A 25,394-nucleotide genomic window follows, 5' to 3' on the forward strand; every position below is an offset into this window, starting at 1 on the left:
ACTATGCGCTTTTTTACCATAGCTTGGATCCTTGTCCGTGAGTCGCCCGACATCAGCGTGCATGACACAGCGGGTGAATTGATGGGAGAAATATTACAATGACAGAGAACGGCGTAAACAAAGGGAGACGCCGCTTCCTCGTCGGGGCGACTACCGTCGTAGGTGCGGTGGGTGCCGTCGGGGTGGCAGTCCCCTTTGTGGCTTCCTGGCAACCTAGTGCCAGAGCAAGGGCAGCGGGAGCACCTGTGCCCGCCGATATCTCCAAACTCGATGAAGGTCAGCAAATGACGATCGAGTGGCGTGGCAAACCAGTCTGGCTGGTGCGGCGCAGCGCTGAAATGATCGAAGCGACCCAGCAAATCGATGCATCGCGCTTGGCAGACCCCGATTCGGAAGATCCTCAACAACCAGACTACGTTACTGGCCCGCTTCGCTCTCTCAAACCAGAGGTGGGCGTCATGGTCGGCATCTGCACGCACTTGGGATGTTCTCCCACGTTTCGTCCGGAGCCAGGTGCGTCCGATTTAGGCGAAAATTGGCCGGGAGGATACTTTTGCCCCTGCCATGGTTCGCGTTTCGACCTGGCAGGCCGAGTGTTCGCCAATGTGCCGGCGCCTACCAATCTCGAAGTGCCGCCTCATCGTTATGAAGGCGACACCATCATCTGGGTCGGGGAAGACGAGGAGAGCGCCTGATGGGTAATCCGAATCGCGTCAAGGCGGAACGAGGGTTCATGCGTTGGGTGGATGACCGTTTTCCTGCTACCCAGATGTGGCAGGATCATCTATCTGGATATTACGCTCCCAAGAATTTCAATTTCTGGTACTTTTTCGGGTCGCTGGCGTTGCTCGTGCTCGTCAACCAGATTTTGACCGGTGTGTGGTTGACCATGAGCTACAACCCCTCCGCAGAAGGGGCATTCGATTCCATTGAGTACATCATGCGTGATGTCGAATATGGTTGGCTGATTCGCTACATGCACTCCACGGGCGCTTCGGCATTCTTCGTGGTGGTGTACTTGCATATGTTTCGCGGCTTGCTGTATGGCTCCTACCGAGCGCCACGGGAGTTGGTATGGGTTTTCGGTATGATCATCTATCTCGCCTTGATGGCCGAAGCTTTCATGGGGTATCTCCTGCCCTGGGGGCAAATGTCCTATTGGGGGGCCCAGGTCATTATTTCACTGTTCTCGGCAATCCCGCTCATCGGGCCGGATTTGGCTCAGTGGATTCGCGGGGATTTCCTAGTCTCGGGTATCACCCTCAACCGCTTCTTTGCTCTCCATGTGGTCGCGTTACCCATCGTGATACTGGGGCTGGTGGTATTGCACATCATTGCCTTGCATGAGGTGGGCTCCAACAATCCCGACGGTGTCGAGATCAAGGATCGGAAGGATGCATCCGGAAAGCCGCTTGACGGCATCCCCTTCCATCCTTATTACACCGTCAAGGATCTGTTTGGTGTCGCGGTGTTCCTGTTCGTTTTCTGTGTAGTCATCTTCTATTTTCCGGAAGGTGGTGGTTATTTTCTGGAAACCCCCAATTTCGAGCCGTCAGATCCTCTATCAACGCCTGATCACATCGCGCCGGTATGGTATTTCACACCGTTTTACGCGATGTTGCGCTCCATTACGTTCTCCTTGTTCGGACTCGATGCCAAGTTCCTGGGTGTCATGACGATGGGTGCGGCGATAGCCATTCTATTCGTTCTACCATGGCTGGATCGGAGCCCGGTACGTTCGATGCGCTATAAGGGGTGGATCTCGCGGACAATGTTGGGTCTTTTCGTGGTCAGTTTCTGTATTCTGGGCGTGCTGGGGGTATTGCCGGCTACCGGGGTGCGGACGCAGGTCTCGCAAGTATGTACGGCCGTTTATTTTGCCTTCTTTTTGCTGATGCCGTACTACACACGGGTCGAAAAGACCAAACCCGTTCCGGAAAGGGTGACAGGCTGATGAAAAAACAACTGTTCGCACTGCTGTTCGCGCTGGTGCCCTTGACAGGCATGGCTGCGACCAGCAGTGACGTACCATATTCGATGACACCGGACCTCGAGGATAAGGCGTCACTCCAAAATGGCATGAAGTTGTATGTCAACTATTGCCTGGGTTGCCACTCACTGGAATATCAGCGTTTCTCGCGTGCCGCCAGTGATCTCGGTATGCCGCAGGATCTGGTGGAAGAAAACTTGATCTTCTCTTCCGATCTGCTCTTCAACGACCAGATGGAAATCGCCATGGAGGAAGAGGATGCGGCCAACTGGTTCGGGGCGGCGCCTCCGGATCTGACCCTGCACAACCGTTTGCGTGGCTCGGACTGGATCTATTCCTACCTGTTGACGTTCTACAAGGATGATGAACAGCCTACCGGCGTCAACAACAAGGTCTTCGATATGGTCGCCATGCCCAATGTGCTTGAGCCCTTGCAAGGTGTCCAGGAAAAGGTATGTCCTGACGCCGAGCATCAAAATGGCGAAGCAGAGGGTGACGCCTCCTGTAGTGTGCTCCAGGTTACCGAGCCTGGGCAGATGAGTCCTGACGAGTTCGAAGAGGCTGTTTATGACTTGACCAATTTCCTGGCTTATGTCGGCGAGCCTTCCAAGCTACAGGCCAACACCCTGGGCCCAAAGGTGCTGATCTTCATATTTATCTTTGGTGTCATTGCCTACCTGCTCAAGCGAGAGTACTGGCGCGATATTCACTGAGCTCATTGGAATCACGACATTCAAGGACGCATGGCCCGGGGCCATGCGTCCTTGAGTTCGTCGGACGCCCCCTCATGATATCTTGACAGCACACATGGGCAGCGAACGGTAGCCAGGACGTGTTATCATCTTGAATTGAATAGATGCGAGGATTGTTTCATGGGTGTAGTGACAAAGCGGTCGTCGATGACGTTCTACTCTGGGAGTGACGACCACTTCAGTCATCGAGTGCGTATCGTCTTGGCCGAAAAAGGCGTGGCTGTCGACATCCTGGATGTCACTGAAGACAATCACCCCAAGGAACTGGCGGACCTTAATCCTTACAACAGTGTGCCGACACTACTGGACCGTGATTTGGTGCTCTATGAGTCCAAGGTGATGATGGAGTATCTGGATGAGCGCTTCCCCCATCCTCCTTTGCTACCGGTGTATCCGGTCGCTCGGGCTCAGAGCCGGTTGTGGATGCATCGCATCGAACGGGAATGGTGCCCACTGGTCGATGAGATCGCTGATGGTACCAAGAAAGATGCAGAACGGGCCCGTAAGGAGTTGCGTGAGAGCCTGGCGGGGATTTCTCCGATCTTCGAGGATATGCCGTTTTTCATGAGTGAAGAATTTTCTCTGGTGGATTGTTGTCTGGCACCTTTGCTATGGCGTTTGCCTGCATTGGGCGTAGAATTGCCCGAGAAACAGGTCAAGCCACTGATGTCATACATGGATCGTTTATTCGCTCGCGACACGTTTCAGTCCTCGCTTTCCGAGACTGAGCGAGAAATGCGAGCGTGAACGTGACTGTTAATCGTGACACTGCGTTGTCTGCGATGAAGAGAGGTTCCCATGCTATCTAGCCGTCCGTATCTTGCTAGGGCGTTGTACCAGTGGTTGTTGGATAATGACCAGACTCCCTATATCGTGGTGGATGCCGAGCGTGAAGGGGTCATGGTACCTAGGCAGTTTGTGCAAAATGGCCAGATCGTGCTGAATGTTGCCCCGACGGCCGTACGTGAATTGGCCATGGAGAATGATGCCATCACGTTCAATGCACGCTTTGGCGGCCATCCCATGGAAGTTGTCGTGCCGAGTGAGGCCTTGATTGCTTTGTACGCCCGGGAGAATGGTGTAGGAATGGTATTCGGGCACGAGCCGGTGATGCCAGGTCAGGAAGATGATGCTGAAGATGACATGACTGGCGGTGAGGCCGAAGGCGGGCCTGATCTTGCGACTGTTGACGACGCGCCTGCTTCGGATACCGATGCTGAGGACGTCAACAAGGAAAAGACGCCCAGTAAGGGCCGGCCTTCGCTACGAGTCGTCAAGTAAGGCGTATAGTCTCTCCTCGATTCGCAAGGGCAGATCCAGCGGATCTGCCCTTTGCATTGGATCGCCTGCCTTCAATCCAGGTATTCGAACGCTTTGACGATGCGTTGCACACCATTGATATTGGCGATGGCTTGAGCAATTCGATCACCTTCGTCACGAGTCACGATCCCCATCAGATAGACGCTGGCATTTTCCGTGACAACGCGTATACGACTGGCATCGATCGATTCGTTCGTAGCCAGGTCGGTACGAATGCGGGTGCTGAGCCATCCATCGGAGATACGCTGTCCGACGGGCAGGTTGGCAGACACGCTGAGTTCATTGTGTACCTTGCGCACGTTCCTCACGGCTTCGGCGATCTCCAATGCCTTGTCCTTGAGTTCCTGGCTAGGAACCTGGCCAGTCAGCAGGACGATACCGTTGTAGCTGTCGACATTGACTCTGGCATCATCAAAACGTGCATCCGTCTTGCTCAGGTTGACTTCGGTCTTGGTTTCGATGCTTTCGTCTTCGACCTGAGACCCAACCGTGCGTTTGCCGTAATTCTCCTCGATCGTTCCTGAGTGAGTGACATTGGCGACTGTCGTACAGCCACCCAGCAATAACATCAGACTCAGCAGTATGGCGTGAGTAATCAATCCTTTCTTCATGTGAGAGACTCGCTGCTACCAAAGAGTTGTTCGTCGATCAAGTCGCACAGGCAGTGTATCGCCAACAGGTGTACTTCTTGAATGCGTGCCGTTACCGTAGCCGGAACGCGAATTTCACAATCGTCCTGGCCAAGCAACGATGCCATGTTACCACCGTCTCTTCCGGTGAGTGCGACGATGGTCATATCCCGGTCATGGGCTGCCTGAATGGCCTGCACGACGTTGGCGGAGTTACCGCTGGTGGAAATGGCCAGCAATACGTCACCAGGCTGACCCAGTGCCCGTATCTGCTTGGAAAAGACTTCGTTATAGGTGTAGTCGTTCGCGATCGATGTCAATGTCGACGTGTCAGTGGTTAGTGCCATGGCCGGCAGACTGGGGCGTTCGCGTTCGAACCGATTGAGCAGCTCCGATGAAAAATGCTGGCTGTCACCGGCACTTCCTCCGTTGCCACAGGCCAGTATCTTGCCTTCATTGACCAGACATTGGACCATCATCTGGCTGGCCACTTCGATGAACGGCGGTAATACCTCACTGGCATAGGTCTTGGTGTCGATGCTTGCATTGAATTGGTCGAGTATGCGCGTCTGGAAGTCCATGCTGGAACCCTGGTCCGTTAGCGTTCAGAAGGCGTCGAAAGCGGCCTTGATCCACTCAAAGGTGAGTGATGGTTGCGTCCCTGTCACGGCGACGATGTCAAACCGGCAGGGTGATGATAGCCCGTTGCTGGCAAGATACAAATGGGCGGCTCGTATCAGACGGCGTTGCTTGAGGGGAGTGACCATCTCCGAGGGATGGCCGTATCTCGTGTCGCGTCGATGCTTTACCTCGATGAAGACCAGTGTGTCGTCATCATGCATCACCAGGTCGAGCTCCCCGCCTTTGACATGGTGGTTGCTTGCCACCGGCACGAGTCCCTGGGTCTGAAGCCAGGTTGCTACCTGGCGTTCGATGGCCATGCCTCTTGCCCGTGCATCATGGCTCTTCATCATCGTCTTCATCGCCGTCGTTACCGAAAGCTTCGTCGAAATCGTCACCGAAAACGCCGCGTGCAGCACTTTGCAGGGGAAGTTGAGGTATGCCATCAATAAACTGTGCCCAAGGCAGCTCACGCTCGATGCGTCCATCTTCCCCGGCATGCAGGGTACCGGTGGCCCCGAAGACCTCGGTACCACGGATTTGCTGTATCTGTGGCAACCGACGTGCGAGTTCGTAGGCATCGACGCCCATCGCCTGCAACTTGAGCAACGATGGATCACTACCGTCACTGAGTGACTGATAGGTGGATGCAAAGGGTAAGGCATCTTCTCCCCCGACAGCGGCATTGGGGAGCAGCCACGGGATGTCGATGAAAAAGACATCGTTCAGATCGTGATCGCTGCTGGGTTGTGGCTGCCCTTCGTAAAGATGGGAAGTGCCATACACCGGTAGATCATCCGCGTAATAGTAGTCGAGCGTCGGAGGGACCTGGCGGGCATAGCGTGGTAGTGCCAGGAGAAACAGCATATCGATGTCATCGGTACGAGCGCGGTCATTGCCACCGACATCAAGCAGTCGTTCGATGGCACGACTGACGGGCGCGTCGGGGGCATACTGTAGTGCGGCATTGATCTCGCCTCCCTGGGATTCCCATTCCTGGCGAAACGCATCGGCAACGCGCGCGCCCCAGTCGTTATCGGGGACTAGCACGGCACCACGGCGATGGCCGTCAAGGTAGGCGCGTCTGGCCACCTGGCGCGCTTCGTCCTCTGCGGACAGGCCGTATTGAAACAGGTTCTCGGCGTTATTGCGCTCAGCGCGTCCGTAGTTCAAGGCAAGTGTCGGCAAGGGAACTTCACGGCGCGATTCCAGTTCAGTGACGCGTTCCTTGTCCAAGGGGCCGATGACGACTTGGGCCCCATTCATGGTGGCTTCGGCATAAAGTGCATCCAACTCGCTATTGCTGGAGTCGAAGAACATGACCTGGGGGGTCGATTCGCCGGCGTTGACGGCCTGCATGTGACGCGTCTCAATGCCTTCTTTTATCTCATCGGCGACATCGGCCAATGAGCCGGATTCCGGCAGCATGACGGCGATCCGTTCAACCTGCTGGTCGCGCAACTCCCTCAGAGCCGAGAGTTCCGCCGGTGTGCGGCGTGCCGCCGGATGGTTGCTATACTGATTGCGCCAGTCATCATATAGGCGTATCAAACGGTCGATATCTCCGCCGCTGCGTTTCTGCAGTTCGGCCAGTGCGAGCCAGCCCTGCTGCAAGCGATCCGGATCGTCTCTCAAGGTCTCGAGTTGTCGCTCGTTGAGACGAGACACTTGCTTCCAGATGTCATCGTTCAGGGCAAGATCGTCAGTATCGCGCTGGACGGCAAGCAAGGCTTCGACAGCCGCTAGAGGTTCGCCTATGCGGCCTAGCGCGATCCCCTGGCGTTCCCGCAGTGTGCTGGTATCTCCACGCGAAATGTCCAGATCGTCATCGAGTATCCGCGTTGCGTCGATGACGGCCTTGTCATCGCCCTGTTCCAGGGCAAGTTCCGAGAGCAGCAAGGCCCAGCGGATGCGCTGGTCAACTTCCAGTTGCGTGTCATCGATATCGCGAGCAACGTCGAGAGCCTGCGCCTCATCGTCGCGACGTGCTAGGATGTCCGCTGCTTCCAAGCGAGTGCGTGCGGCATCGGCGGCAGACTGTTCCTCGGCCTGCTGCAACAGCTGGCGGGGATCGGCATCGTCGCGTTCTACTGGGCCCGGTTGGCCCGCACAACCTGCTATCAGAAGTGCCAGGAGGGCAGCCGCCAAGAGGCTTCGAGGCGATTTGTCCATAAATCCTTTATCCCTTGTCTGGGTAACGTGCAGTCGGAACCGCAATGACTCTATCAGCTTACGGCGCATTGTACGTGGTCGCTACACCGATTGGGAATCTTGATGACCTGACGGCGAGGGCCGCTCATGCACTCGAGCGCGCGTCGTTGATCGCTGTGGAAGATACGCGCCATAGCGGCCGGCTAATGCGACATCTAGGGATCGAGCGGCCGTTGTTATCGCTGCATGAGCACAATGAGAAGGCTCGCATTAACCGCATCCAGGGCTGTCTGGAGAAAGGTCAGGATGTGGCTTTGATCAGTGATGCGGGGACCCCGTTGATCAGTGACCCCGGTTTCCTGCTGGTACGTGCGCTGCGTAACGCGGGGCATCGGGTCGTACCCATTCCAGGCGCCTGTGCCCTGATTGCCGGGCTTTCTGCGTCGGGGTTGCCGACCGATCGATTTTCCTACCATGGATTCCTTCCGGCCAAGTCCGGTGCTCGCCGGTCGCGACTCGAGGCATTGATCGATCGGGAGGAGACGTTGATCTTTTACGAGTCTCCACACCGCATCAGGGATACCCTCAAGGATATCGAGTCGGTCGACTCCGAGCGGCGTGTGGTATTGGCGCGCGAATTGACGAAAACGTACGAGACGTTTCTCGACGGTACTGCTACCCATTTGCTCGCGATTATGGCAGAGGACCCGGATCAGTTGCGTGGTGAGTTCGTGCTGATGCTGGAGGGGGCGCCACCACCACTTGATGAACCCTCGGCCCTGATCGACGGTCAGCGGTTGGTCGATGCCTTGATCGCTGAAAGGGTCGGCGTCAAACAGGCGGCCGCCATCGCCGCCAGACTGATGGGCGGTGGAAAAAAGGGGTGGTATGAACAGATCCAGCAGGCCAAGGATCGGACCTTGAGTTGATGGCGGTGAATGGCTTGAGCGGGGTGGGGGACGCTGTTATTCTTCGCTGCTTGGGAGTAGGCCAGACAGTCGCCGCCAGTCTCGTACTGGGGGAGGAAAGTCCGGGCTCCGTAGGGCAGGGTGCCAGGTAACGCCTGGGCGGCGTGAGCCGACGGCTAGTGCAGCAGAGAGTAGACCGCCTACGTTCTCCATGCAGATGGGGAACCGGTAAGGGTGAAAGGGTGCGGTAAGAGCGCACCGCGCGCCTGGTAACAGTGCGTGGCAAGGTAAACCCCACCCGGAGCAAGACCAAATAGGAATCCATGGGCGTGGCCCGCGCTGGATTCGGGTAGGTTGCTGGAAGGGTATGGCGACATATCCTCTAGATGAATGGCTGTCTTCGACAGAACCCGGCTTATCGGCCGACTCCCTTCACTCCATTATTTACCGTCATCGTGGCTGTGTCGCGATGTCCCGTCATGGCTCTAGCCGATCGAGAATAGCATGTCGTCATCAGAAAACGTCACGGCCCAATCGACCCATCGTCATGCCAGTGTTCTGCTCGATGGCGCCGTGGATACCTTGATCCATGACCCGGATGGCACCTATATCGATGGTACGTTCGGTCGTGGTGGACATGCTCGGGCCATTCTGCAACGGCTATCGCCGGATGGACGGTTGATCGCGATCGATCGGGACCCGGATGCGCTAGCCGCCGCTCATGCCATCGATGACCCGCGCTTTACCATCGTGGCCGGCGAGTTCGCTGATCTGGCCGAGGTCGCTGAACGCCATGACGTCATGCAACAGGTGGCGGGAGTCTTGCTGGATATAGGGGTGTCGTCACCTCAGCTTGACGACCCCGAGCGGGGATTCAGTTTTCTGCGCGATGGTCCTCTCGATATGCGCATGGACCCATCTCGGGGAGAAAGTGCCGCTCAGTGGCTGGCACATGCGAGTGAGTCGGAAATGAGTCGCGTGTTCAAGACGTTTGGCGAAGAACGCTATGCCAAGCGAATTGCCAGGGCGATTGCACGCCGGCGTCGAGAGCAACCGTTCGAGAGGACGCAGGATCTGGCCGCCGTCGTCAAAACGGCCCATCCAGCATGGGAGAAGGGCAAGCATCCGGCGACACGCGTTTTCCAAGCGCTGCGTATCCAGGTCAACGCCGAACTCGACCAGTTGGAGGCTGGATTGGACGCTGCACTCGAGGCGCTTGCGTCCGGTGGTCATCTGGTGGTCATCAGCTTCCATTCGCTGGAAGACCGGCGTGTCAAACGCTTCATTCGCAAGCACGTTCGCGGTGACACTCACTTGCCGCGTGGCATGCCGATCCGCGATGAGGAGTTGGCTAGACGGCTTGAAATGCTGGGGAAAGCCAGACGCCCCAGTGACGTCGAGGTCGATGAAAATCCACGGGCCCGCAGCGCGGTCATGCGCGCGGCGCGTAAGCTAGCATGAGATCGACGATGCTCAAGGAGCGAGCTGCCTTGTTCCGGGTCGGTGAACGATGGAAACCCAGTGGGATGCTTCTGCTGGTGGTTTGCCTGCTGGTGCTGATGTTGGGTAGCGCTTTGGCGGTCATCACCACGGCTCACCTGACACGCGAGCAATATGCGCGCCTCCAACGTCTTGAGCAGGAAGAAGACCAATTGCAGACGGAGTGGGGGCAATTGCTGTTGGAGGAGAGTGCCTGGTCGTCGCCGGCTCGCATCGAAAAATTGGCGAGTGAACGTCTGAACATGCGCCTTCCGGACGTCAATGAGGCAGAGGTGATTCGCCCATGAGCGAGGATCGCCGAGAAGCGGCTACTCCACGCCGTCCTCCGCCAATGGAACCGATGGGCGCCGGACGCTATGTCGTGATGGTATGCCTTGTGGTCATTGCACTCGGATTGCTTGGCATGCGCATCGTTGACTTGCATATCATCGATCGCACCTTTCTTCAGGATCAGGGAGACGCGCGCACCTTGCGTACCGAATCGCTAAGCGCGCACCGCGGGATGATTACGGACCGACATGGTGAGCCACTGGCGATTTCGACGCCTGTCGTGACGCTATGGGCCGACCCCCAAGACTTGCCGGTCGATGACATTCAGCGGTTGATGCTGGCTCGAGCGCTCGATATGGAACTGAGTGAGCTGAACGAGCGCATCTCACGCTATCAGGACCGTGAGTTCATGTACTTGCGTCGCCAGCTGACGCCTAAATCCGCTCAGCAAGTGCTTGATCTGAACCTTTCCGGCGTGCATGCCGAAAAAGAGTACCGCCGCTACTATCCATCGGGGGAAGTGACTGCCCAGCTATTGGGCGTCACCAATGTCGATGACAAGGGGCAAGAGGGGCTGGAGCTTGCCTACCAGCCTTACCTGTCGGGAACACCGGGCAAACGGCGTGTCCTCAAGGATCGGCGTGGACGCCTGGTGCGTGATGTAAAACTGTTGCAGGAGGCCAACCCGGGAGGGGATTTGACGCTGGCCATAGATCAGCGGTTGCAGTACATGGCCTATCGTGAGCTCAAGGCGGCGGTTGCCGAGCATGATGCCAAAGGCGGCAGTCTGGTGATGCTGGATGCTCGCAACGGTGAAGTATTGGCCATGGCCAATACGCCCTCATTCAATCCCAACGATCGCTCTGCCATCGACCCCAAAGGGCTGCGTAACCAGGCAATTGTCGACGTGTTCGAGCCTGGCTCGGTGATGAAACCATTGGCCATGTCGGCTGCTTTGTCCACCGACAGGTACGAACCGGATACCGTGATCGATACGGCTCCCGGTTGGATGCGTATCGATGGCTTCACCATCCATGACTTCCGTAACTATGGCCGACTGACGATGGCTGAAATCTTGGAAAAATCATCCAATATCGGCATGTCGCGAGTCTCACTGGAGTTGGACGATGTGACCTTGTGGGAGCGATACAATGCGTTGGGGCTTGGACACTCGCCTGAGACAGGCTTTCCCGGTGAAGCCGCCGGGAGTGTCCCCCCACCCATCCAATGGTCGCGAAGTCAGAAAGCCGCCCTCTCGTATGGCTATGGCCTATCTGTCTCGACATTGCAGCTGGCTAGTGCATACACCGCTATCGCCAATGACGGGAAGTATCTGGCCCCTTCCTTGCTCAAGCTTAACGATGAGCCGGATGCGACTCGAGTCTTCGAACCGGAGGTATCTCATGATCTGCTGCGCATGCTGGAGGAGGTCGTTCAGCCTGACGCCGGCGGCCATCGTGCAGCCGTGGCGGGATATCGGGTCGCCGGTAAAACCGGGACGGCACGTAAGTCGTCTGCCGGTGGCTATGAAAAGGATGCCTATCGTGGCTTGTTCGCTGGTATTGCTCCCGTATCGGACCCTCGTATCGTGACCGTGGTGATGATCGATCAGCCGCGAGGCGACGATTATTATGGCGGTATCGTGGCAGCCCCTGTCTTTTCCAAGGTAACGGGAAGTGCATTGCGGTTGCTGGATGTTCCACCCGATCAACAGGCGGGGCGCTAACGCGAATGGATGAGTTGATGTCTCTCGATAGCCGGCACCTGCTGTTGTGCCTCGACACGATGTGGCCACAAGCCGGTATCCAACGATTGCCGATCCGACTGCCTGAGCGGGTACGCCTGGTGATGGATAGTCGCTTGGTGGCCGATGGCGACGTTTTCATTGCGGTTCCCGGTTCTCGTGCCGATGGTCGGGAACATGTCGGCTCAGCACTGGAGGCAGGGGCCGTGTTGGTGTTACGACATGATGACGACAGCGACTTGGCGCCGAACGATGATAGCGCCTCGGGACGGGTCGTTGGTCTTGCCGGTCTGCAGCAATGGCTGGGTGAACTGGGACGGCACTTGTTTGCCGTACCGGATGACTTGGCGTTGGTTGGAGTGACCGGTACCAATGGCAAGAGCTCGGTGACACACTATCTGGCCAACCTGAGTGATCGATTAGGTCATCCCGCCGGCGTCATTGGCACGCTGGGGTATGGTCCCGTCGAGGCACTCAAGGAGAGTGGTTTGACGACCCCCGGTCCCTTGGCCCTGCAGGCCCAGTTGGGGGATATGGCCAGGCATGGCGTGACTCGAGTTGCCATGGAAGTGTCATCTCACGCCCTGGATCAGCAGCGCTTGAGTGGCTGCCACTTCCATACCGCCGTGTTTACCAATCTGAGCCGCGATCACCTCGATTATCATGGCAGCATGGCGGCATATGCAGCGGCCAAGGCCCGGCTCTTCCAGCGTCATGAACTACGGACTGTCGTGGTCAATGGGGACGACCCGTTGGCCCGCTTGATGCTTTCAGGCGTTTCGCGTCATGTCCGGATACTTGCCTGTGGCGAACAGGAAGCGACAACGTTGCGGGTGGTTGACTGGCAGGCGCATGAGCATGGCCAGCATGCCCTTGTGGCAACGCCTCAGGGCGAGTATGCGCTGGCTCTCTCGTTGATGGGGCGGTTCAATCTAGACAATGTCCTGCTGGCGATGGCTGCTGCATGGGGGCTGGGTGCGGACCTGGATGCGTTGTTCCAGGCCGCGAACGAATTGCAGCCGGTTCCGGGGCGGATGGAGTCGCTGGCCAGTCCCGGCCAGCCGAGCGTCGTCATCGATTACGCTCATACACCGGATGCGCTGGCAAATGCCTTGAGGGCATTACGCGCCCATTTGGGACAGCAGGGCCGTCTATGGTGTCTCTTCGGTTGCGGCGGTGATCGTGATCGGGGCAAGCGTGCCTTGATGGCCAAGGTGGCCGAGCAGCATGCCGATCGTTGGGTGGTCAGCGACGATAATCCCCGCACGGAAGATCCTGCCGGGATCCGTGCCGATATCATGGCAGGGCTGAGCGATGAAGCGCAGCATCAGGCATGGTGTATCGGTGATCGGCGTCGGGCGATCGAACACACCATTCTGGCGGCAGAGGCTCGTGATGTCGTGCTGATCGCCGGTAAGGGGCACGAGGCGTATCAGGAAATCCATGGTGTGCGCCATGCCTTCTCGGACGTCGATATTGCCATGTCGGTGTTGAAGCAGCGAGGAAAGGGTTAATGAGCGATGGCCGATGGCAAACGCTAGCCGATATTGCGGCTGTGCTGGGGATGGACTGTCCGGCCCAGGGGGCTTCGGTGGTCCGGCGTGTCGTGACCGATACGCGACAGCTGGCTGAAGGTGACGTATTTCTGGCGCTGGTGGGAGAGCGCTTCGACGGCCATGACTTCGTTGCCAGGGCGCATGAGCTCGGTGCGCTGGCTGCCGTGGTATCGCGTCATGCCGATGTCGATATTCCGCAGTTAGTGGTTGCGGATACGCGCCTGGCATTGGGATTGTTGGGGCAAGCCCGGCGCCGCGCATGGGGAGGCTCTCTAGTAGCCGTTACCGGCAACAGTGGCAAGACAACCGTCAAGGAGTTGACGGCGTCGCTACTGGCGCACGAACACGAGACCCTGGCGTCCGAGGGGAACTTCAATAATGATATCGGGGCGCCATTGACACTATTGGCGTTGGAGCCGACGTATCGCTGTGCCGTTATGGAACTCGGAGCCAATCATTTGGGTGAGATTGCGTGGACGGCGACTCTCTCGGCTCCCGATGTGGCGGTGATCACGAATGTGACAGGAGCGCATCTCGGTGAGTTCGGCGGTCTGGGGCAGATTGCCCAGGCCAAAGGAGAGATTCTGGCAGGATTGGCCGATACCGGGATCGCGGTTCTGAACCGCGATGATACGTTCTATAGTGTGTGGCGACGCCTGGCGCTACCTCGTGAAATCATCGATTTCGGATTGCATGCGCAAGCACGGGTTCGGGCCACTGGGCTGGTTTGTGACGCTTTAGGGCGCTATGCTTTCACGCTATTGTTCGATGGCCGGCCCTTGGGGCGAGTCAGGTTGTCGCTGTTGGGTCAATACAATGTATCTAATGCCTTGGCGGCGGCGGCCAGTGCATTGGCCATGGGGGTCGCCGAGTCGACTGTCGTGGCTGGACTATCGTCATTCCCCCCACTGCCGGGGCGTATGGCGGTTGTCGACGGCATTAACGGCAGTTATCTGCTGGATGATACATACAATGCCAGTCCCGGGGCGGTAAAGGCAGCGCTCGACTTGCTGTCAGAATGGCCACAGCCGCGATGGTGCCTGTTGGGCAGCATGGCGGAGCTGGGTGACGCTTCAGCGGCATTGCATGCGGAGATGGGTCGACATGCCAAGGCATGCGGCATCGATTTCCTGGCGACTCTGGGGCCGGACGCACGGCCCGCTGCAGAGGCTTTCGGCGATGCAGGTTGCCATTTCGAGCATTACGAGGCGCTGGTGCGCCATGTTCAAGCGTATTTACCGCCAGGGGCCAGTGTTCTGGTCAAAGGGTCGCGCAGTGCGGGGATGGAACGTGTCGTTGCCGCGTTGTGTTGTGATGGATCAAGGTGAACGGAATACATGCTGCTTTTTCTGGCCGAGTTTCTGGCGCAATTCCAAAGCGCCTTCAATGTGTTCAATTATTTGACGATGCGCATCATCCTGGGGACGTTGACTGCCCTGTTGTTGTGCCTATGGTTGGGACCCGTGATGATTCGGCGTCTCGTCGAGAGACAGATCGGTCAGGCGGTACGGGATGACGGTCCTCAATCTCACCTGTCCAAGGCGGGGACGCCGACCATGGGAGGGGCCATGATCCTGATGGCAATCGCCATCAGCTCTCTGCTCTGGGGGGATCTGCGCAATCATTATGTCTGGATCGTGCTGGGAGTGACGCTGGGTTTCGGCACCATTGGTTGGATCGATGACTACCGCAAGGTGGTGGAGAAGAACCCTCGCGGTTTACCGGCCCGCTGGAAATATTTCTGGCAATCCGTGATTGGCTTGACCGCAGCCGTGCTGCTCTATGTGACCGCCGCTGGCCCCGTCGAGACCAGTCTGATCGTGCCGCTGTTCAAGGAAGTCGTCTTGCAGTTGGGGGTCTTCTACATTGTGCTGACCTATTTCGTGATCGTCGGCAGTTCCAATGCCGTCAACCTCACCGACGGTCTCGATGGCTTGGCGATCATGCCCACTGTTCTCGTGGCCATGGGGCTGGCTGTCTTCGCCTATGCCAGCGGAAATGTCGTTTTTGCCGAGTATCTGCACATACCGGTGATCCCCGGTGCCGGTGAGCTGGCCGTGTTCTGCGGCACTATCGCCGGTGCCGGCCTGGGGTTCCTGTGGTTCAATACCTATCCTGCTCAGGTGTTCATGGGGGACGTTGGGGCACTCGCGTTGGGTGCGGCATTGGGTGTGATTGCCGTGATCGTGCGCCAGGAAATCGTGCTTTTCGTCATGGGCGGCATTTTCGTCATGGAAACGGTATCGGTCATCTTGCAAGTGGGATCCTACAAATTGACCGGTCGCCGTATCTTCCGAATGGCACCGTTACACCATCATTACGAACTCAAGGGGTGGCCCGAGCCCCGCGTCATCGTGCGCTTCTGGATCATCACGGTGGTTCTGGTGTTGCTCGGTTTGGCGACACTCAAGATTCGGTGAATACCATTGGCCAGGATGGAGTGACGCTTGGTTAGCCGAGAGGTGTCGTTATGAAAGTCCCCCATGGAGTAACGCTGGTAGTCGGGCTGGGTATCTCCGGACTGGCCATTGCCCGATTTCTGTCTCAGCGTGGGGTGCCATTCATGCTGGCCGATACGCGCTCGTCCCCTCCGGGCGTCACAGCGTTTCAAACCGAATTCCCCGACGTGCCGCTTTATTGCGGTCCGCTGACGGAACTGGAGGTGGGCGAGGCGGAGGAAATCGTATTGAGTCCCGGGGTCGATCCCGGCACCCCTGGATTGGAAGGTATGATGAGGCATGATTCGCCAGACGGCAGAGGCCCTCGAGTGGTGGGAGAAATTACGCTATTCGTGCGTGCGTGCCAGGCGCCCATTGCCGCCGTGACAGGATCGAATGCCAAGTCTACCGTGACCACCTTGCTAGGCGAGATGGCGTTGTCGTCCGGCCGCCGAGTCGCTGTCGGGGGCAACCTCGGGACTCCAGCACTGGAGTTGCTGCGTGAGCAGCCCGATGCCGACCTGTTCGTGCTCGAGCTATCGAGTTTTCAGCTCGAAACGACGCAATGGCTGGGGGCCGAGTCGGTCGCGTTCCTCAATCTGTGTGAGGACCACCTGGATCGCCATGGCGATCTGGCCCGTTATGCCGCCGCCAAACAGGCGATTTTCCAAGGAGCACGACATGCTGTCGTCAATGCCGAAGACGACCGGACCTGGCCGGTATCGCAGCCACCTACGTTGGACCGATTCACCTCGCAGCATCCCGTATCGGGGGAGTGGGGAGTCGGTAAGTTGGCCGATGGGACTTGGTTGATGCACGGCGATGTGGCGTTGATGCGAACGGCGGATATGGCTTTGCGGGGGCGACACAACCAACTCAATGCCTTGGCGGCACTGGCAATGGGAACTCGCTTGGGGCTGTCACTGGATGCGATGCGCGATACCCTCACCCGTTTCCCTGGATTGCCGCATCGCGGTGAGTGGGTGGCGGAGAGCGGCGGTGTGAGCTGGATCAATGATTCCAAGGGCACCAACGTAGGGGCGACACTCGCCGCCATCAACGGGCTGGGGCCCACCCTGGACGGCAAGCTGGTCCTGTTGGCGGGGGGCGTCGGCAAAGGCGCGGATTTTTCGCCGCTTGGGCTGCCGCTCGCGGAATATGCACGCCAAGTCATACTGTTCGGGCAAGATGCTGAAGCGCTCGAGGCCGCTCTGGTCAAGCATGTCGCAGTGCGTCGGGTCGAAAACCTGGAGCAGGCCATGGCCCATGCACGGGAGACAGCCGAGCCCGGTGATTGCGTGTTATTGTCACCGGCTTGTGCCAGTCTCGACCAGTTTGCCGATTACCGTGAACGTGGTGATGCCTTTCGTCGTTGGGTACTGTCTAATGCGGGAGGCGCCCCATGTTTCGGTCACTGAGACAACGCTTGTCGACCGCCGGTCATCCATTCGACGGCTGGTTGCTGGTGGCGTCGCTTGCGTTAATGATCATTGGCTGGATCATGGTGAGTTCCGCCTCGACCGAGGTCGCCTCGGGGCTGACGGGAAGTCCTTACTACTACAGTATCCGCCATGGCATCTTCGTACTGGTGTCGTTGTGTGCGGCGGCACTCATGACGCGCGTCCCTCTCGCTTGGTGGCGGGTCAATGGCCCTTTCCTGATGTTGCTGGGATTGGCATTGCTGGTGCTGGTGTTGATCGTGGGACGTGAGGTCAATGGCAGCCGGCGTTGGCTGTCATTACCCGGCGTACCTTTCAACTTGCAGGCCTCGGAAGTCGCCAAGTTATTCCTGGTCGTTTATCTGGCCGACTATCTGGAACGTTTCCTGCCGCAAGTTCGGCGGCAATGGGGCGCGTTCCTGCGCCCTTTGATCGTGGCCATGCTGTTTTCCCTGCTGCTCGTTCTCGAACCTGATTATGGCGCCGTGGTGGTGCTGATGGGCGCCGTTCTGGGGATGTTGTTGATGGCTGGTGCGCCGTGGTGGCGTTTCTTGTTGTTACTCGTCGGAGTCAGTGTATTAGGATTCTATGTCGCTATTGCTGAGCCGTACCGCTTGGCACGATTGACCAGTTTCGCCAACCCATGGGCGGATCAATTCGCCAGTGGGTATCAGTTGACGCAGGCATTGATTGCCTATGGACGCGGGCATTGGTTCGGACTGGGGTTGGGCAATAGTGTGCAGAAACTGTTCTATCTGCCGGAAGCGCATACCGACTTCGTTTTTGCCGTCCTTGCCGAAGAGCTGGGATTGATAGGGGCGATGGGGGTCGTGCTGTTGTTTGCCTTGTTGATCTATCGAGCACTGGCCGTGGGCCGGCGTGCGGAATTGGCCAAGTTACCATTTGCGGCCTATCTCAGTTATGGCATCGCCTTGCTGCTGGGATCCCAGACATTCATCAATATTGCCGTGAGCACCGGCATGCTGCCGACTAAAGGCTTGACGCTACCGCTGCTCAGCTATGGCGGGTCCAGTCTGTTCGTCAGCAGCCTCATGGTGGCGTTACTCATACGTGCCGATATCGAGACGCGTCGTCGTGTCAGGCAGTCGCGGCCGGCGGCACCCAAGCGACCGACAAGGTCCTCTGCCAATCGACAAGGAGCGCGGTGATGCATCCAGGTGGACCCGCACGTGTGTTGATCATGGCTGGCGGTACCGGTGGGCATGTCATTCCGGCGCTCTCGTTGGCCAAAGGGTTGGCCAACGAAGGTGTCGAAGTGGCATGGTTGGGAAGCCCGCGAGGCATCGAAAACCAGCTCGTTCCGGAGGCCGGCTTTCCTCTTCACCACATCGCCGTTGCGGGGTTGCGAGGCAACGGCATGGTGGGGTGGTTGATGGCGCCATTGCGGCTGCTCAAGGCTGTCCATCAGGCGAGGCAGATCATCCTGCGAACCGATTCGCAGCTTGTCGTCGGACTCGGTGGTTTTGCCAGTGGGCCTGGCGGTGTCGCTGCCTGGATGATGCGTCGTCCGTTGTTGATCCATGAACAGAACGCGATAGCCGGATTGACCAACAAGGTCCTGGCACGCCTGGCCAAGCGTGTCTATGCAGCCTTTCCGGGCGCCTTTCCGGGGCGCGACGTCGATGTTATCGGCAATCCGGTCCGGCAGGATATTGCAGTGCTTGGCGAGTATCCCAGGAATGTGCCAATGATGTCGGGGCGTTCGTTACGCTTACTGATAGTCGGGGGATCACTGGGCGCTCGCGTTCTGAACGAGATGATGCCCGAGGCCTTGGGTCTGCTGGCTGCAGCACAGCGACCGGAGGTGCGTCACCAGGCCGGTCGTGACAAGGAGAGGGCTACGCGTCAGGCTTATACAGATCAAGCGGTCGATGCGGAGGTGACGACGTTCATCGATGATATGGCTGCGGCTTATGAGTGGGCAGATTTGATCGTTTGCCGTGCGGGGGCGTTGACCGTGTCGGAGTTGGCGGCCGCGGCCAAGCCGGCGTTACTGATTCCCTTCCCCCATGCCGTCGATGATCATCAGGTGGCCAATGCGCGAATGCTCGTTGATGTCGGAGGTGGGGAGCTGTTGTTGCAACGGGACCTGACCGCGGCACACTTGGCCGAACGGCTGAGTCACTTGCTGGATCCCCAAATTCTTGCCGCTATGGCGAAGGACGCACGAGCGAATGCGCACCTCGATGCCGTCGATCGTCTGGTGGCCGGCTGTATGGAGATAGGTCTTGAACGATAACGTATCCATCGGGTCTCGTGGTCAGGAAAAGCGCAACGGTACGAGTCGAGGCATGGGGATGCGTCGAATCCGGCGTATCCATTTTGTCGGTATTGGTGGTGCCGGTATGTGCGGTATCGCCGAAGTACTGGCCAATGAGGGATATAACGTCAGTGGCAGCGACCTCAAGGAAACGTCGGTTGTCACCCATTTGCGGCATGTGGGTATCGAGGTCGCGATTGGACACGATGCTCGTCATGTCGCAGAGGCCGATGTCGTCGTGGTATCCACTGCGGTGGACCCAACCAATCCGGAAATACGGTGGGCCCAGGAGCATCGAGTGCCGGTAGTGCGCCGCGCCGAGATGTTGGCTGAATTGATGCGATTCCGACATGGAATTGCCGTGGCTGGTACCCATGGAAAGACGACGACGACCAGTATCGCTGCCACTCTGCTTGGCGAAGGCGGGCTGGACCCGACGTTTGTGATTGGTGGAAAGTTGACCAGTGCCGGTACCAATGCACGTCTTGGTGAAGGGGATCTGCTGGTAGCCGAAGCCGATGAGTCCGATGCTTCCTTTCTGCATCTGCAACCCATGGTAGCGATAGTCACCAATATCGATGCAGACCACATGTCCACGTATGGCGGTGATTTCGAGCGGCTCAGGAACACCTTCGTCGAATTTCTCCATAATTTGCCGTTTTATGGATTAGCCATACTGTGTATCGATGATGAGCATGTCAGAGGCTTGCTTGATTTGGTGCACCGGCAGTTCGTGACCTATGGCTTCAGTGCCGACGCCGATTACCGCATCACGAATTTCGTCCAGCAAGCGGGGGGTGTCCAGTTTACGGCGGCAAGGCCAGATGGACGGGCACCACTGGAGGTCAGTCTCGCGATGCCTGGACGTCACAATGCCTTGAACGCCATGGCGGCGATTGCAGTGGCCAGTGATGCAGGGGTGTCGGATGAGGCTATTCTGACAGGCTTGTCGGAGTTCGCCGGTGTCGGTCGGCGCTTCCAGGTACATGGTGACTATCCCGCTCCCAACGGGGAAGGGGATATCATGTTGGTGGACGATTATGGTCATCATCCGCGTGAAGTGGAGATGGTGATTCATGCGATTCGGGCCGGCTGGCCAGAAAGGCGGCTTGTCATGGTCTACCAGCCTCATCGCTTTTCGCGCACTCGTGACTTGTACGAAGATTTCGTGCGCGTGCTATCCGGTGTCGATACCTTGTTATTGCTGGACGTCTACAGTGCCGGCGAGACCCCGATTCCAGGTGCCGAAGGTCGCACATTGGCCGGATCGATTCGTCAACGGGGTCAGGTGGATCCTCTTTTCGTGGAAGAAAAGCGGGAGTTGCCCGAATTGCTCGCCACGCTGCTAAGGCCCGGTGACATCCTTATCACGCAAGGTGCCGGGGATATTGGCGGCATTGCTACGCGTTTGGCGGATAGTCGTCTGAATCTCGAAAAGGTGAAGCTATGAGTATGGCTCGAGACCCCGTCGACTATGGTCGCGTCGTCGTCCTCTATGGAGGGGATTCCGCCGAGCGAGAGGTTTCCCTGATCAGTGGGGCGGCAATCCTGGCTGCATTATGGCGTCAGGGCATCGATGCTCAAGGCCATGACATGGCAGAGGGCGGGTTGGCTGGTCTGGAAGCCCTGCGACCTGACCGTGTGTTTATTGCGTTGCATGGTGGCGACGGTGAAGACGGTACGCTTCAAGGTGCCTTGGAGTTATTGAAGATTCCCTATACTGGCAGCGGCGTTCTGGCATCTGCACTGGGCATGGATAAACAGCGGGCCAAGTGGTTATGGCGTGCCCAGGGGTTGCCGACGCCGGAAAGCGTTACATTGGATGCAAATTCGGATTGGCAGGCCGTTTGCGAACGCCTCGGCCTGCCCATGATCGTCAAGCCGGTCCATGAGGGGTCGACCCTTGGCATCACTATCGTTGATGACATCGAGGCGTTGAAGTCGGCCTTTCAGGACGCAGCCCGTTTTGATGCTGATGTCATGGCCGAGTGTTTCATCGAGGGTGACGAATATACGGTGTCGCTGCTGGGCGACGAGGTGTTGCCGGCGATACGCGTCGAAGTCCCGAGTGGGTTTTACGATTATGAAGCCAAATACCATGCCAATGACACGTTGTATCACCTGCCATGCGGTTTGACGCCCGACGAAGAACGATCACTAGGAGCACTCTGTCATCAAGCATTTACCGTGCTTGGAGGAAGCGGTTGGGGACGAGTCGACGTCATGCGTGATGCGCGAGGACAAACCTGGTTGCTGGAGGTCAATACCGTGCCAGGCATGACCGATCATAGCCTGGTGCCTCAGTCAGCGGCGCACGCCGGCCTCGACTTCGACACCCTGATCATGCGTATTCTCGACACCTCTTTGGATACCTGACCCATCATGCGTAGTTCGTGGTTGGGGGTCGTGCTGCTGGTCGTACTGCTTGGAGCCGGTGGTCGGGCGTTATGGTTATGGCTGGATCGGCCGATCGAGCGAGTTTCGGTTGGCGGTGAGCTTCATCATGTCAGTGCTAGCTATTTGCGTGAAGCACTCTCTCCGTTGTTGCGCGGGCAGACATGGTTGTCGGTGGATCTGGGCGAGTTGCGTGAGCAGGCCAGGGATATCGGTTGGCTGGCAGAGGTCAGTGTCGCGCGCGAATGGCCCAATGCCCTGTCTTTCGAGTTGGTGGAACAACGACCTGTTGCACGCTGGAACGATGATTCCTTGCTTAATTCCGCGGGCATTTCTTTTGAAAGTGGTCCCGTGGCACCGCCACCCGGTCTACCTGATCTCGCCGGCCCGCCTAATAGCGGCAAGGAAGTTCTGGATTATTTGGACACACTTCAGGTGCGCTTTGAGACGCTAGGTGTCGAAGTGACGCAATTGAGGTTGGAAGCGCGTGGAGCTTGGCGTCTTCAACTAGATGATAGTGTCTGGATTATGTTGGGACGAAACGATCGTGATGCGAGATTGGCTCGATTGATGGCTGCCTGGCAACGTCAGTTGGGTAGTCAGGCGTCGCAAATTCGCTACATAGATCTTAGGTATCCAAATGGTGTTGCCGTAGCATGGCATGGTGAGACTGATACCGAATCACTGAATGGTAATGGAGGTTCATGAGCCGTTTTTTTGGCTCACCTCCCGCCAACAGGACTTTTCAACTGTTCCTTTTTGGTAAAAACCCCCGTATTCTGGCCAATGATTTACAACAGGGCTGGTTAATCAGTGCAAGTTGTTCCTATAATTGGCCCAAGGTGTTATTGCGCTCTTAATCCGGGCGTTCGACATAGACTAGTATTAAGGAGTCATCCCGGCCCATGGCAGTACAATCCAATGCGTCGAATATGGTAGTCGGGCTGGATATCGGAACCTCCAAGGTCGTTGCGATCGTTGGACAAGCCACGGACGATGGTGGCATTGAAATCGCCGGTATCGGTTCGCACCCATCTCGGGGCATGAAAAAAGGAGTGGTGATCAATATCGAATCGACTGTCCAATCAATTCAGCGAGCGGTAGAAGAAGCTGAGTTGATGGCTGGTTGTGATATCCACTCTGTCTATGTCGGTATCGCTGGTAGTCACATCAGTTCCATGAATTCTGACGGTGTGGTGGCGATCAAAGAACGTGAGGTGATGTCTTCCGATATCGATAGAGTTATCGATTCGGCTCGTGCAAGAGCCATCTCGGAAGGTCAGCGTGTTCTACATGTATTGCCTCAAGAATTTGCCATCGACAATCAAGAAGGGATTCGTGAACCCCTCGGGATGTCCGGTGTGCGGCTTGAGGCACGTGTTCACCTGGTGACTGCGGCGCTCAATGCGGTACAGAACATCGAGAAGTGTGTACGACGTTGTGGCCTCGAAGTTGATGCGATTATTCTCGAACAGTTGGCATCCAGCCATTCCGTATTGACCGAGGATGAACGCGAGTTGGGTGTCTGTGTCGTTGATATCGGAGGCGGTACAACAGATATCGCGGTCTTTACTGAAGGTGCCATACGGCATACGGCAGTGATTCCGATTGCCGGTGATCAAGTGACCAATGATATTGCCATGGCCCTGCGTACGCCGACTCAGTATGCCGAAGATATCAAGGTAAAGTATGCTTGCGCTTTGACACAGTTGGCATCGAGTGACGAGATGATCAAAGTGCCGAGTGTCGGGGATCGTCCCGCTAGAGACTTGTCCCGTCAGGCGCTCGCTGAGGTGGTGGAGCCACGTTACGAAGAACTGTTTACCCTCGTTCGCGAGGAGCTTAGACGAAGCGGTTTCGAAGATCTCGTGGCTGCAGGTGTCGTGTTGACTGGCGGAACTTCTCGCATGGAAGGTGTCGTCGAATTGGCTGAAGAAATCTTTCATATGCCGGTTCGCATTGCCTGTCCATATAATGTCAGGGGCCTGGCAGATGTAGTGCGCAATCCGATTTATTCCACTGGAGTAGGTTTGCTACATTATGGTATGCGTGAAGCCAGGCTCGGGCATGGCCGCCATGGGCAGGGTCGAGTCGTATCGGCACAGCCGAAAGGGGAGGACGTCTCCCGGCGTGGATTCAAGGATGGTATTCCGGCGCTGGACAAAATCAAGGGCTGGTTCAAAGGAAATTTCTGAAGAGGACCGCGAACGGTCCAGGAGACGGGGTTATGTTCGAACTGGTAGATAACGCACCCTCAAGCAGTGCGGTCATCAAGGTGGTCGGTGTCGGTGGCGGCGGTGGCAATGCCGTCAACCACATGGTCGAGAGCAATATCGAAGGTGTGGAGTTCATCTGCGCCAACACCGATGCCCAGGCGCTGAAACGCGTCACCGCCAAGACCGTTCTCCAGCTCGGCAGCGACATTACCAAAGGGCTCGGTGCCGGGGCGAATCCTGATGTCGGCCGACAGGCAGCAACTGAGGATCGTGACCGCATCGCCGAGTTGATCGATGGTGCCGACATGGTCTTCATTACAGCCGGCATGGGAGGCGGAACCGGAACCGGCGGTGCGCCCATCGTTGCCCAGGTGGCTAAAGAGCTGGGTATCCTGACCGTGGCTGTCGTGACTCGGCCGTTTCCGTTCGAAGGGCCCAAGCGGATGCGGGCTGCGGAAGAGGGCATGAAAGAGCTCTCGGAGCACGTCGACTCTCTGATCACGATTCCCAACGAAAAGTTGCTGGCCGTTCTGGGCAAGAACGCAAGTCTGTTGGGGGCATTCAGTGCCGCCAATGACGTCTTGCTGGGTGCGGTTCAGGGCATTGCCGAACTGATCACGAGTCCTGGCATCATCAACGTGGACTTTGCCGACGTTCGTACCGTCATGTCCGAGATGGGAATGGCGATGATGGGAACCGGCGGTGCCACGGGCGAAAATCGCGCACGAGAAGCTGCCGAGAAGGCCATTCGCAGCCCTCTACTGGAAGATATCGACCTGCATGGTGCACGCGGCATCCTGGTCAACATTACTGCCGGCCCGGATCTCTCCATTGGTGAGTTCAACGATGTCGGCGCCACCGTTCAGGAATTCGCGTCCCAGGATGCGACCATCGTGGTCGGCACTTCTATCGACATGGAAATGTCTGATGAGCTTCGTGTCACTGTCGTTGCTGCCGGGTTGGAAGGCAATCAGCAGACGGCGGCTCCCCGTGAAGCAGTGGCGGCACGCCCGGAGTCCTCGGACTACCGCACACTGCAGCAGCAACCTGCTGTCGCTCGTCAGCAAGCAGCCAAGGCTGAGAAACAGGAGAACGCGGCTCGCTCACGCTCGGATCGGCGTAAGTCGCAAGAGCTTGACGATTACTTGGATATCCCGGCATTCCTGAGACGCCAGGCTGATTGAG

Annotated in this window: 24 protein-coding genes and 1 other RNA gene; 21 read left to right on the top strand and 4 right to left on the bottom strand. The window is 57.5% G+C overall.

Translation table 11 applies throughout. The annotated features are described in order from the left end of the window. Positions 1-98: 98 nt before the first annotated feature. The 5 genes from petA (at position 99) to FVV99_RS13755 (ending at position 4,023) form a co-directional block, all read left to right on the top strand. Positions 99-695: a ubiquinol-cytochrome c reductase iron-sulfur subunit gene (gene petA, locus FVV99_RS13735; protein ID WP_148254657.1), complete on the top strand. Its 597-nt coding sequence runs from the start codon at positions 99-101 to the stop codon at positions 693-695. Then, positions 695-1,954, top strand: a complete 1,260-nt coding sequence (locus FVV99_RS13740) for a cytochrome b (RefSeq protein ID WP_148254658.1) — start codon at positions 695-697, stop codon at positions 1,952-1,954. The genes petA and FVV99_RS13740 overlap by 1 nt, the downstream gene beginning before the upstream one ends. Then, positions 1,954-2,703, top strand: coding sequence for a cytochrome c1 (locus FVV99_RS13745; protein ID WP_148254659.1), 750 nt, complete (start codon positions 1,954-1,956; stop codon positions 2,701-2,703). The genes FVV99_RS13740 and FVV99_RS13745 overlap by 1 nt, the downstream gene beginning before the upstream one ends. Positions 2,704-2,862: 159 nt before the next feature. Further along, positions 2,863-3,489 carry a stringent starvation protein SspA gene (gene sspA / locus FVV99_RS13750; protein ID WP_148254660.1) on the top strand — a complete coding sequence of 209 codons (627 nt, stop codon included), beginning with the start codon at positions 2,863-2,865 and terminating at the stop codon, positions 3,487-3,489. A 51-nt stretch (positions 3,490-3,540) separates the two neighbouring features. Continuing rightward, positions 3,541-4,023, top strand: a complete 483-nt coding sequence (locus FVV99_RS13755; RefSeq protein WP_148254661.1) for a ClpXP protease specificity-enhancing factor — start codon at positions 3,541-3,543, stop codon at positions 4,021-4,023. Positions 4,024-4,094: 71 nt separating this feature from the next. Here the strand turns inward: FVV99_RS13755 and FVV99_RS13760 are convergent, their stop codons facing one another. The 4 genes from FVV99_RS13760 to FVV99_RS13775 are packed head-to-tail and all read right to left on the bottom strand — an operon-like array spanning position 4,095 to position 7,484. Then, positions 4,095-4,673: a BON domain-containing protein gene (locus FVV99_RS13760; RefSeq protein ID WP_148254662.1), complete on the bottom strand. Its 579-nt coding sequence runs from the start codon at positions 4,671-4,673 to the stop codon at positions 4,095-4,097. Further along, the gene (locus tag FVV99_RS13765; RefSeq protein WP_148254663.1) at positions 4,670-5,272 is read right to left on the bottom strand and encodes a phosphoheptose isomerase; all 603 of its coding nucleotides are present in this window, start codon (positions 5,270-5,272) and stop codon (positions 4,670-4,672) included. The genes FVV99_RS13760 and FVV99_RS13765 overlap by 4 nt, the downstream gene beginning before the upstream one ends. Before the next feature lie 24 nt (positions 5,273-5,296). Beyond that, positions 5,297-5,665, bottom strand: coding sequence for a YraN family protein (locus FVV99_RS13770; protein WP_148254664.1), 369 nt, complete (start codon positions 5,663-5,665; stop codon positions 5,297-5,299). Beyond that, the gene (locus tag FVV99_RS13775; protein ID WP_148254665.1) at positions 5,649-7,484 is read right to left on the bottom strand and encodes a penicillin-binding protein activator; all 1,836 of its coding nucleotides are present in this window, start codon (positions 7,482-7,484) and stop codon (positions 5,649-5,651) included. Before FVV99_RS13775 ends, FVV99_RS13770 begins: the two co-directional genes overlap by 17 nt. A gap of 44 nt (positions 7,485-7,528) precedes the next feature. Between FVV99_RS13775 and rsmI the strand changes: the two genes are divergently transcribed. From rsmI to ftsZ, 16 genes are all read left to right on the top strand, one after another. Further along, positions 7,529-8,392: a 16S rRNA (cytidine(1402)-2'-O)-methyltransferase gene (rsmI, locus tag FVV99_RS13780; RefSeq protein ID WP_148254666.1), complete on the top strand. Its 864-nt coding sequence runs from the start codon at positions 7,529-7,531 to the stop codon at positions 8,390-8,392. A 53-nt stretch (positions 8,393-8,445) separates the two neighbouring features. Then, positions 8,446-8,805: RNase P RNA component class A (gene rnpB, locus FVV99_RS13785), an RNA gene on the top strand. Positions 8,806-8,875: 70 nt separating this feature from the next. After that, a complete protein-coding gene (gene rsmH, locus FVV99_RS13790) occupies positions 8,876-9,832 on the top strand; it encodes a 16S rRNA (cytosine(1402)-N(4))-methyltransferase RsmH (RefSeq protein WP_148254667.1) in 957 nt (318 codons plus the stop codon). A gap of 65 nt (positions 9,833-9,897) precedes the next feature. After that, positions 9,898-10,158, top strand: a complete 261-nt coding sequence (ftsL, locus tag FVV99_RS13795) for a cell division protein FtsL (protein ID WP_236645421.1) — start codon at positions 9,898-9,900, stop codon at positions 10,156-10,158. After that, a complete protein-coding gene (locus FVV99_RS13800) occupies positions 10,155-11,867 on the top strand; it encodes a peptidoglycan D,D-transpeptidase FtsI family protein (RefSeq protein ID WP_148254669.1) in 1,713 nt (570 codons plus the stop codon). The genes ftsL and FVV99_RS13800 overlap by 4 nt, the downstream gene beginning before the upstream one ends. Before the next feature lie 17 nt (positions 11,868-11,884). After that, positions 11,885-13,399, top strand: a complete 1,515-nt coding sequence (locus FVV99_RS13805) for a UDP-N-acetylmuramoyl-L-alanyl-D-glutamate--2,6-diaminopimelate ligase (protein ID WP_148254670.1) — start codon at positions 11,885-11,887, stop codon at positions 13,397-13,399. Beyond that, entirely contained in the window at positions 13,399-14,769 is a 1,371-nt protein-coding gene (locus FVV99_RS13810; RefSeq protein WP_148254671.1) for a UDP-N-acetylmuramoyl-tripeptide--D-alanyl-D-alanine ligase, read from the top strand. Before FVV99_RS13805 ends, FVV99_RS13810 begins: the two co-directional genes overlap by 1 nt. Before the next feature lie 9 nt (positions 14,770-14,778). Then, positions 14,779-15,861: a phospho-N-acetylmuramoyl-pentapeptide-transferase gene (gene mraY, locus FVV99_RS13815; RefSeq protein ID WP_148254672.1), complete on the top strand. Its 1,083-nt coding sequence runs from the start codon at positions 14,779-14,781 to the stop codon at positions 15,859-15,861. Positions 15,862-15,911: 50 nt separating this feature from the next. Beyond that, entirely contained in the window at positions 15,912-17,297 is a 1,386-nt protein-coding gene (murD, locus tag FVV99_RS13820) for a UDP-N-acetylmuramoyl-L-alanine--D-glutamate ligase (RefSeq protein ID WP_148254673.1), read from the top strand. Then, entirely contained in the window at positions 17,282-18,487 is a 1,206-nt protein-coding gene (gene ftsW, locus FVV99_RS13825; RefSeq protein ID WP_148254674.1) for a putative lipid II flippase FtsW, read from the top strand. The genes murD and ftsW overlap by 16 nt, the downstream gene beginning before the upstream one ends. Continuing rightward, entirely contained in the window at positions 18,487-19,578 is a 1,092-nt protein-coding gene (gene murG, locus FVV99_RS13830; RefSeq protein WP_236645414.1) for an undecaprenyldiphospho-muramoylpentapeptide beta-N-acetylglucosaminyltransferase, read from the top strand. Before ftsW ends, murG begins: the two co-directional genes overlap by 1 nt. A 52-nt stretch (positions 19,579-19,630) precedes the next feature. Further along, a complete protein-coding gene (gene murC / locus FVV99_RS13840) occupies positions 19,631-21,049 on the top strand; it encodes a UDP-N-acetylmuramate--L-alanine ligase (RefSeq protein ID WP_148254813.1) in 1,419 nt (472 codons plus the stop codon). Then, the gene (locus FVV99_RS13845) at positions 21,046-21,975 is read left to right on the top strand and encodes a D-alanine--D-alanine ligase (RefSeq protein ID WP_148254675.1); all 930 of its coding nucleotides are present in this window, start codon (positions 21,046-21,048) and stop codon (positions 21,973-21,975) included. Before murC ends, FVV99_RS13845 begins: the two co-directional genes overlap by 4 nt. Positions 21,976-21,981: 6 nt before the next feature. Continuing rightward, the gene (locus FVV99_RS13850; RefSeq protein WP_148254676.1) at positions 21,982-22,701 is read left to right on the top strand and encodes a cell division protein FtsQ/DivIB; all 720 of its coding nucleotides are present in this window, start codon (positions 21,982-21,984) and stop codon (positions 22,699-22,701) included. A gap of 197 nt (positions 22,702-22,898) precedes the next feature. Next, complete coding sequence (gene ftsA / locus FVV99_RS13855) at positions 22,899-24,188, top strand: cell division protein FtsA (RefSeq protein ID WP_148254677.1); 1,290 nt, start codon at positions 22,899-22,901, stop codon at positions 24,186-24,188. Positions 24,189-24,220: 32 nt separating this feature from the next. Further along, positions 24,221-25,393 (top strand): cell division protein FtsZ, encoded by a 1,173-nt coding sequence (ftsZ, locus tag FVV99_RS13860; RefSeq protein ID WP_148254678.1) that lies wholly within the window; start codon positions 24,221-24,223, stop codon positions 25,391-25,393. The last annotated feature ends 1 nt before the right edge of the window (position 25,394 follow it).

This window comes from Aidingimonas lacisalsi (assembly GCF_008079445.1).
GTDB classification, from domain to species: domain Bacteria; phylum Pseudomonadota; class Gammaproteobacteria; order Pseudomonadales; family Halomonadaceae; genus Aidingimonas; species Aidingimonas lacisalsi.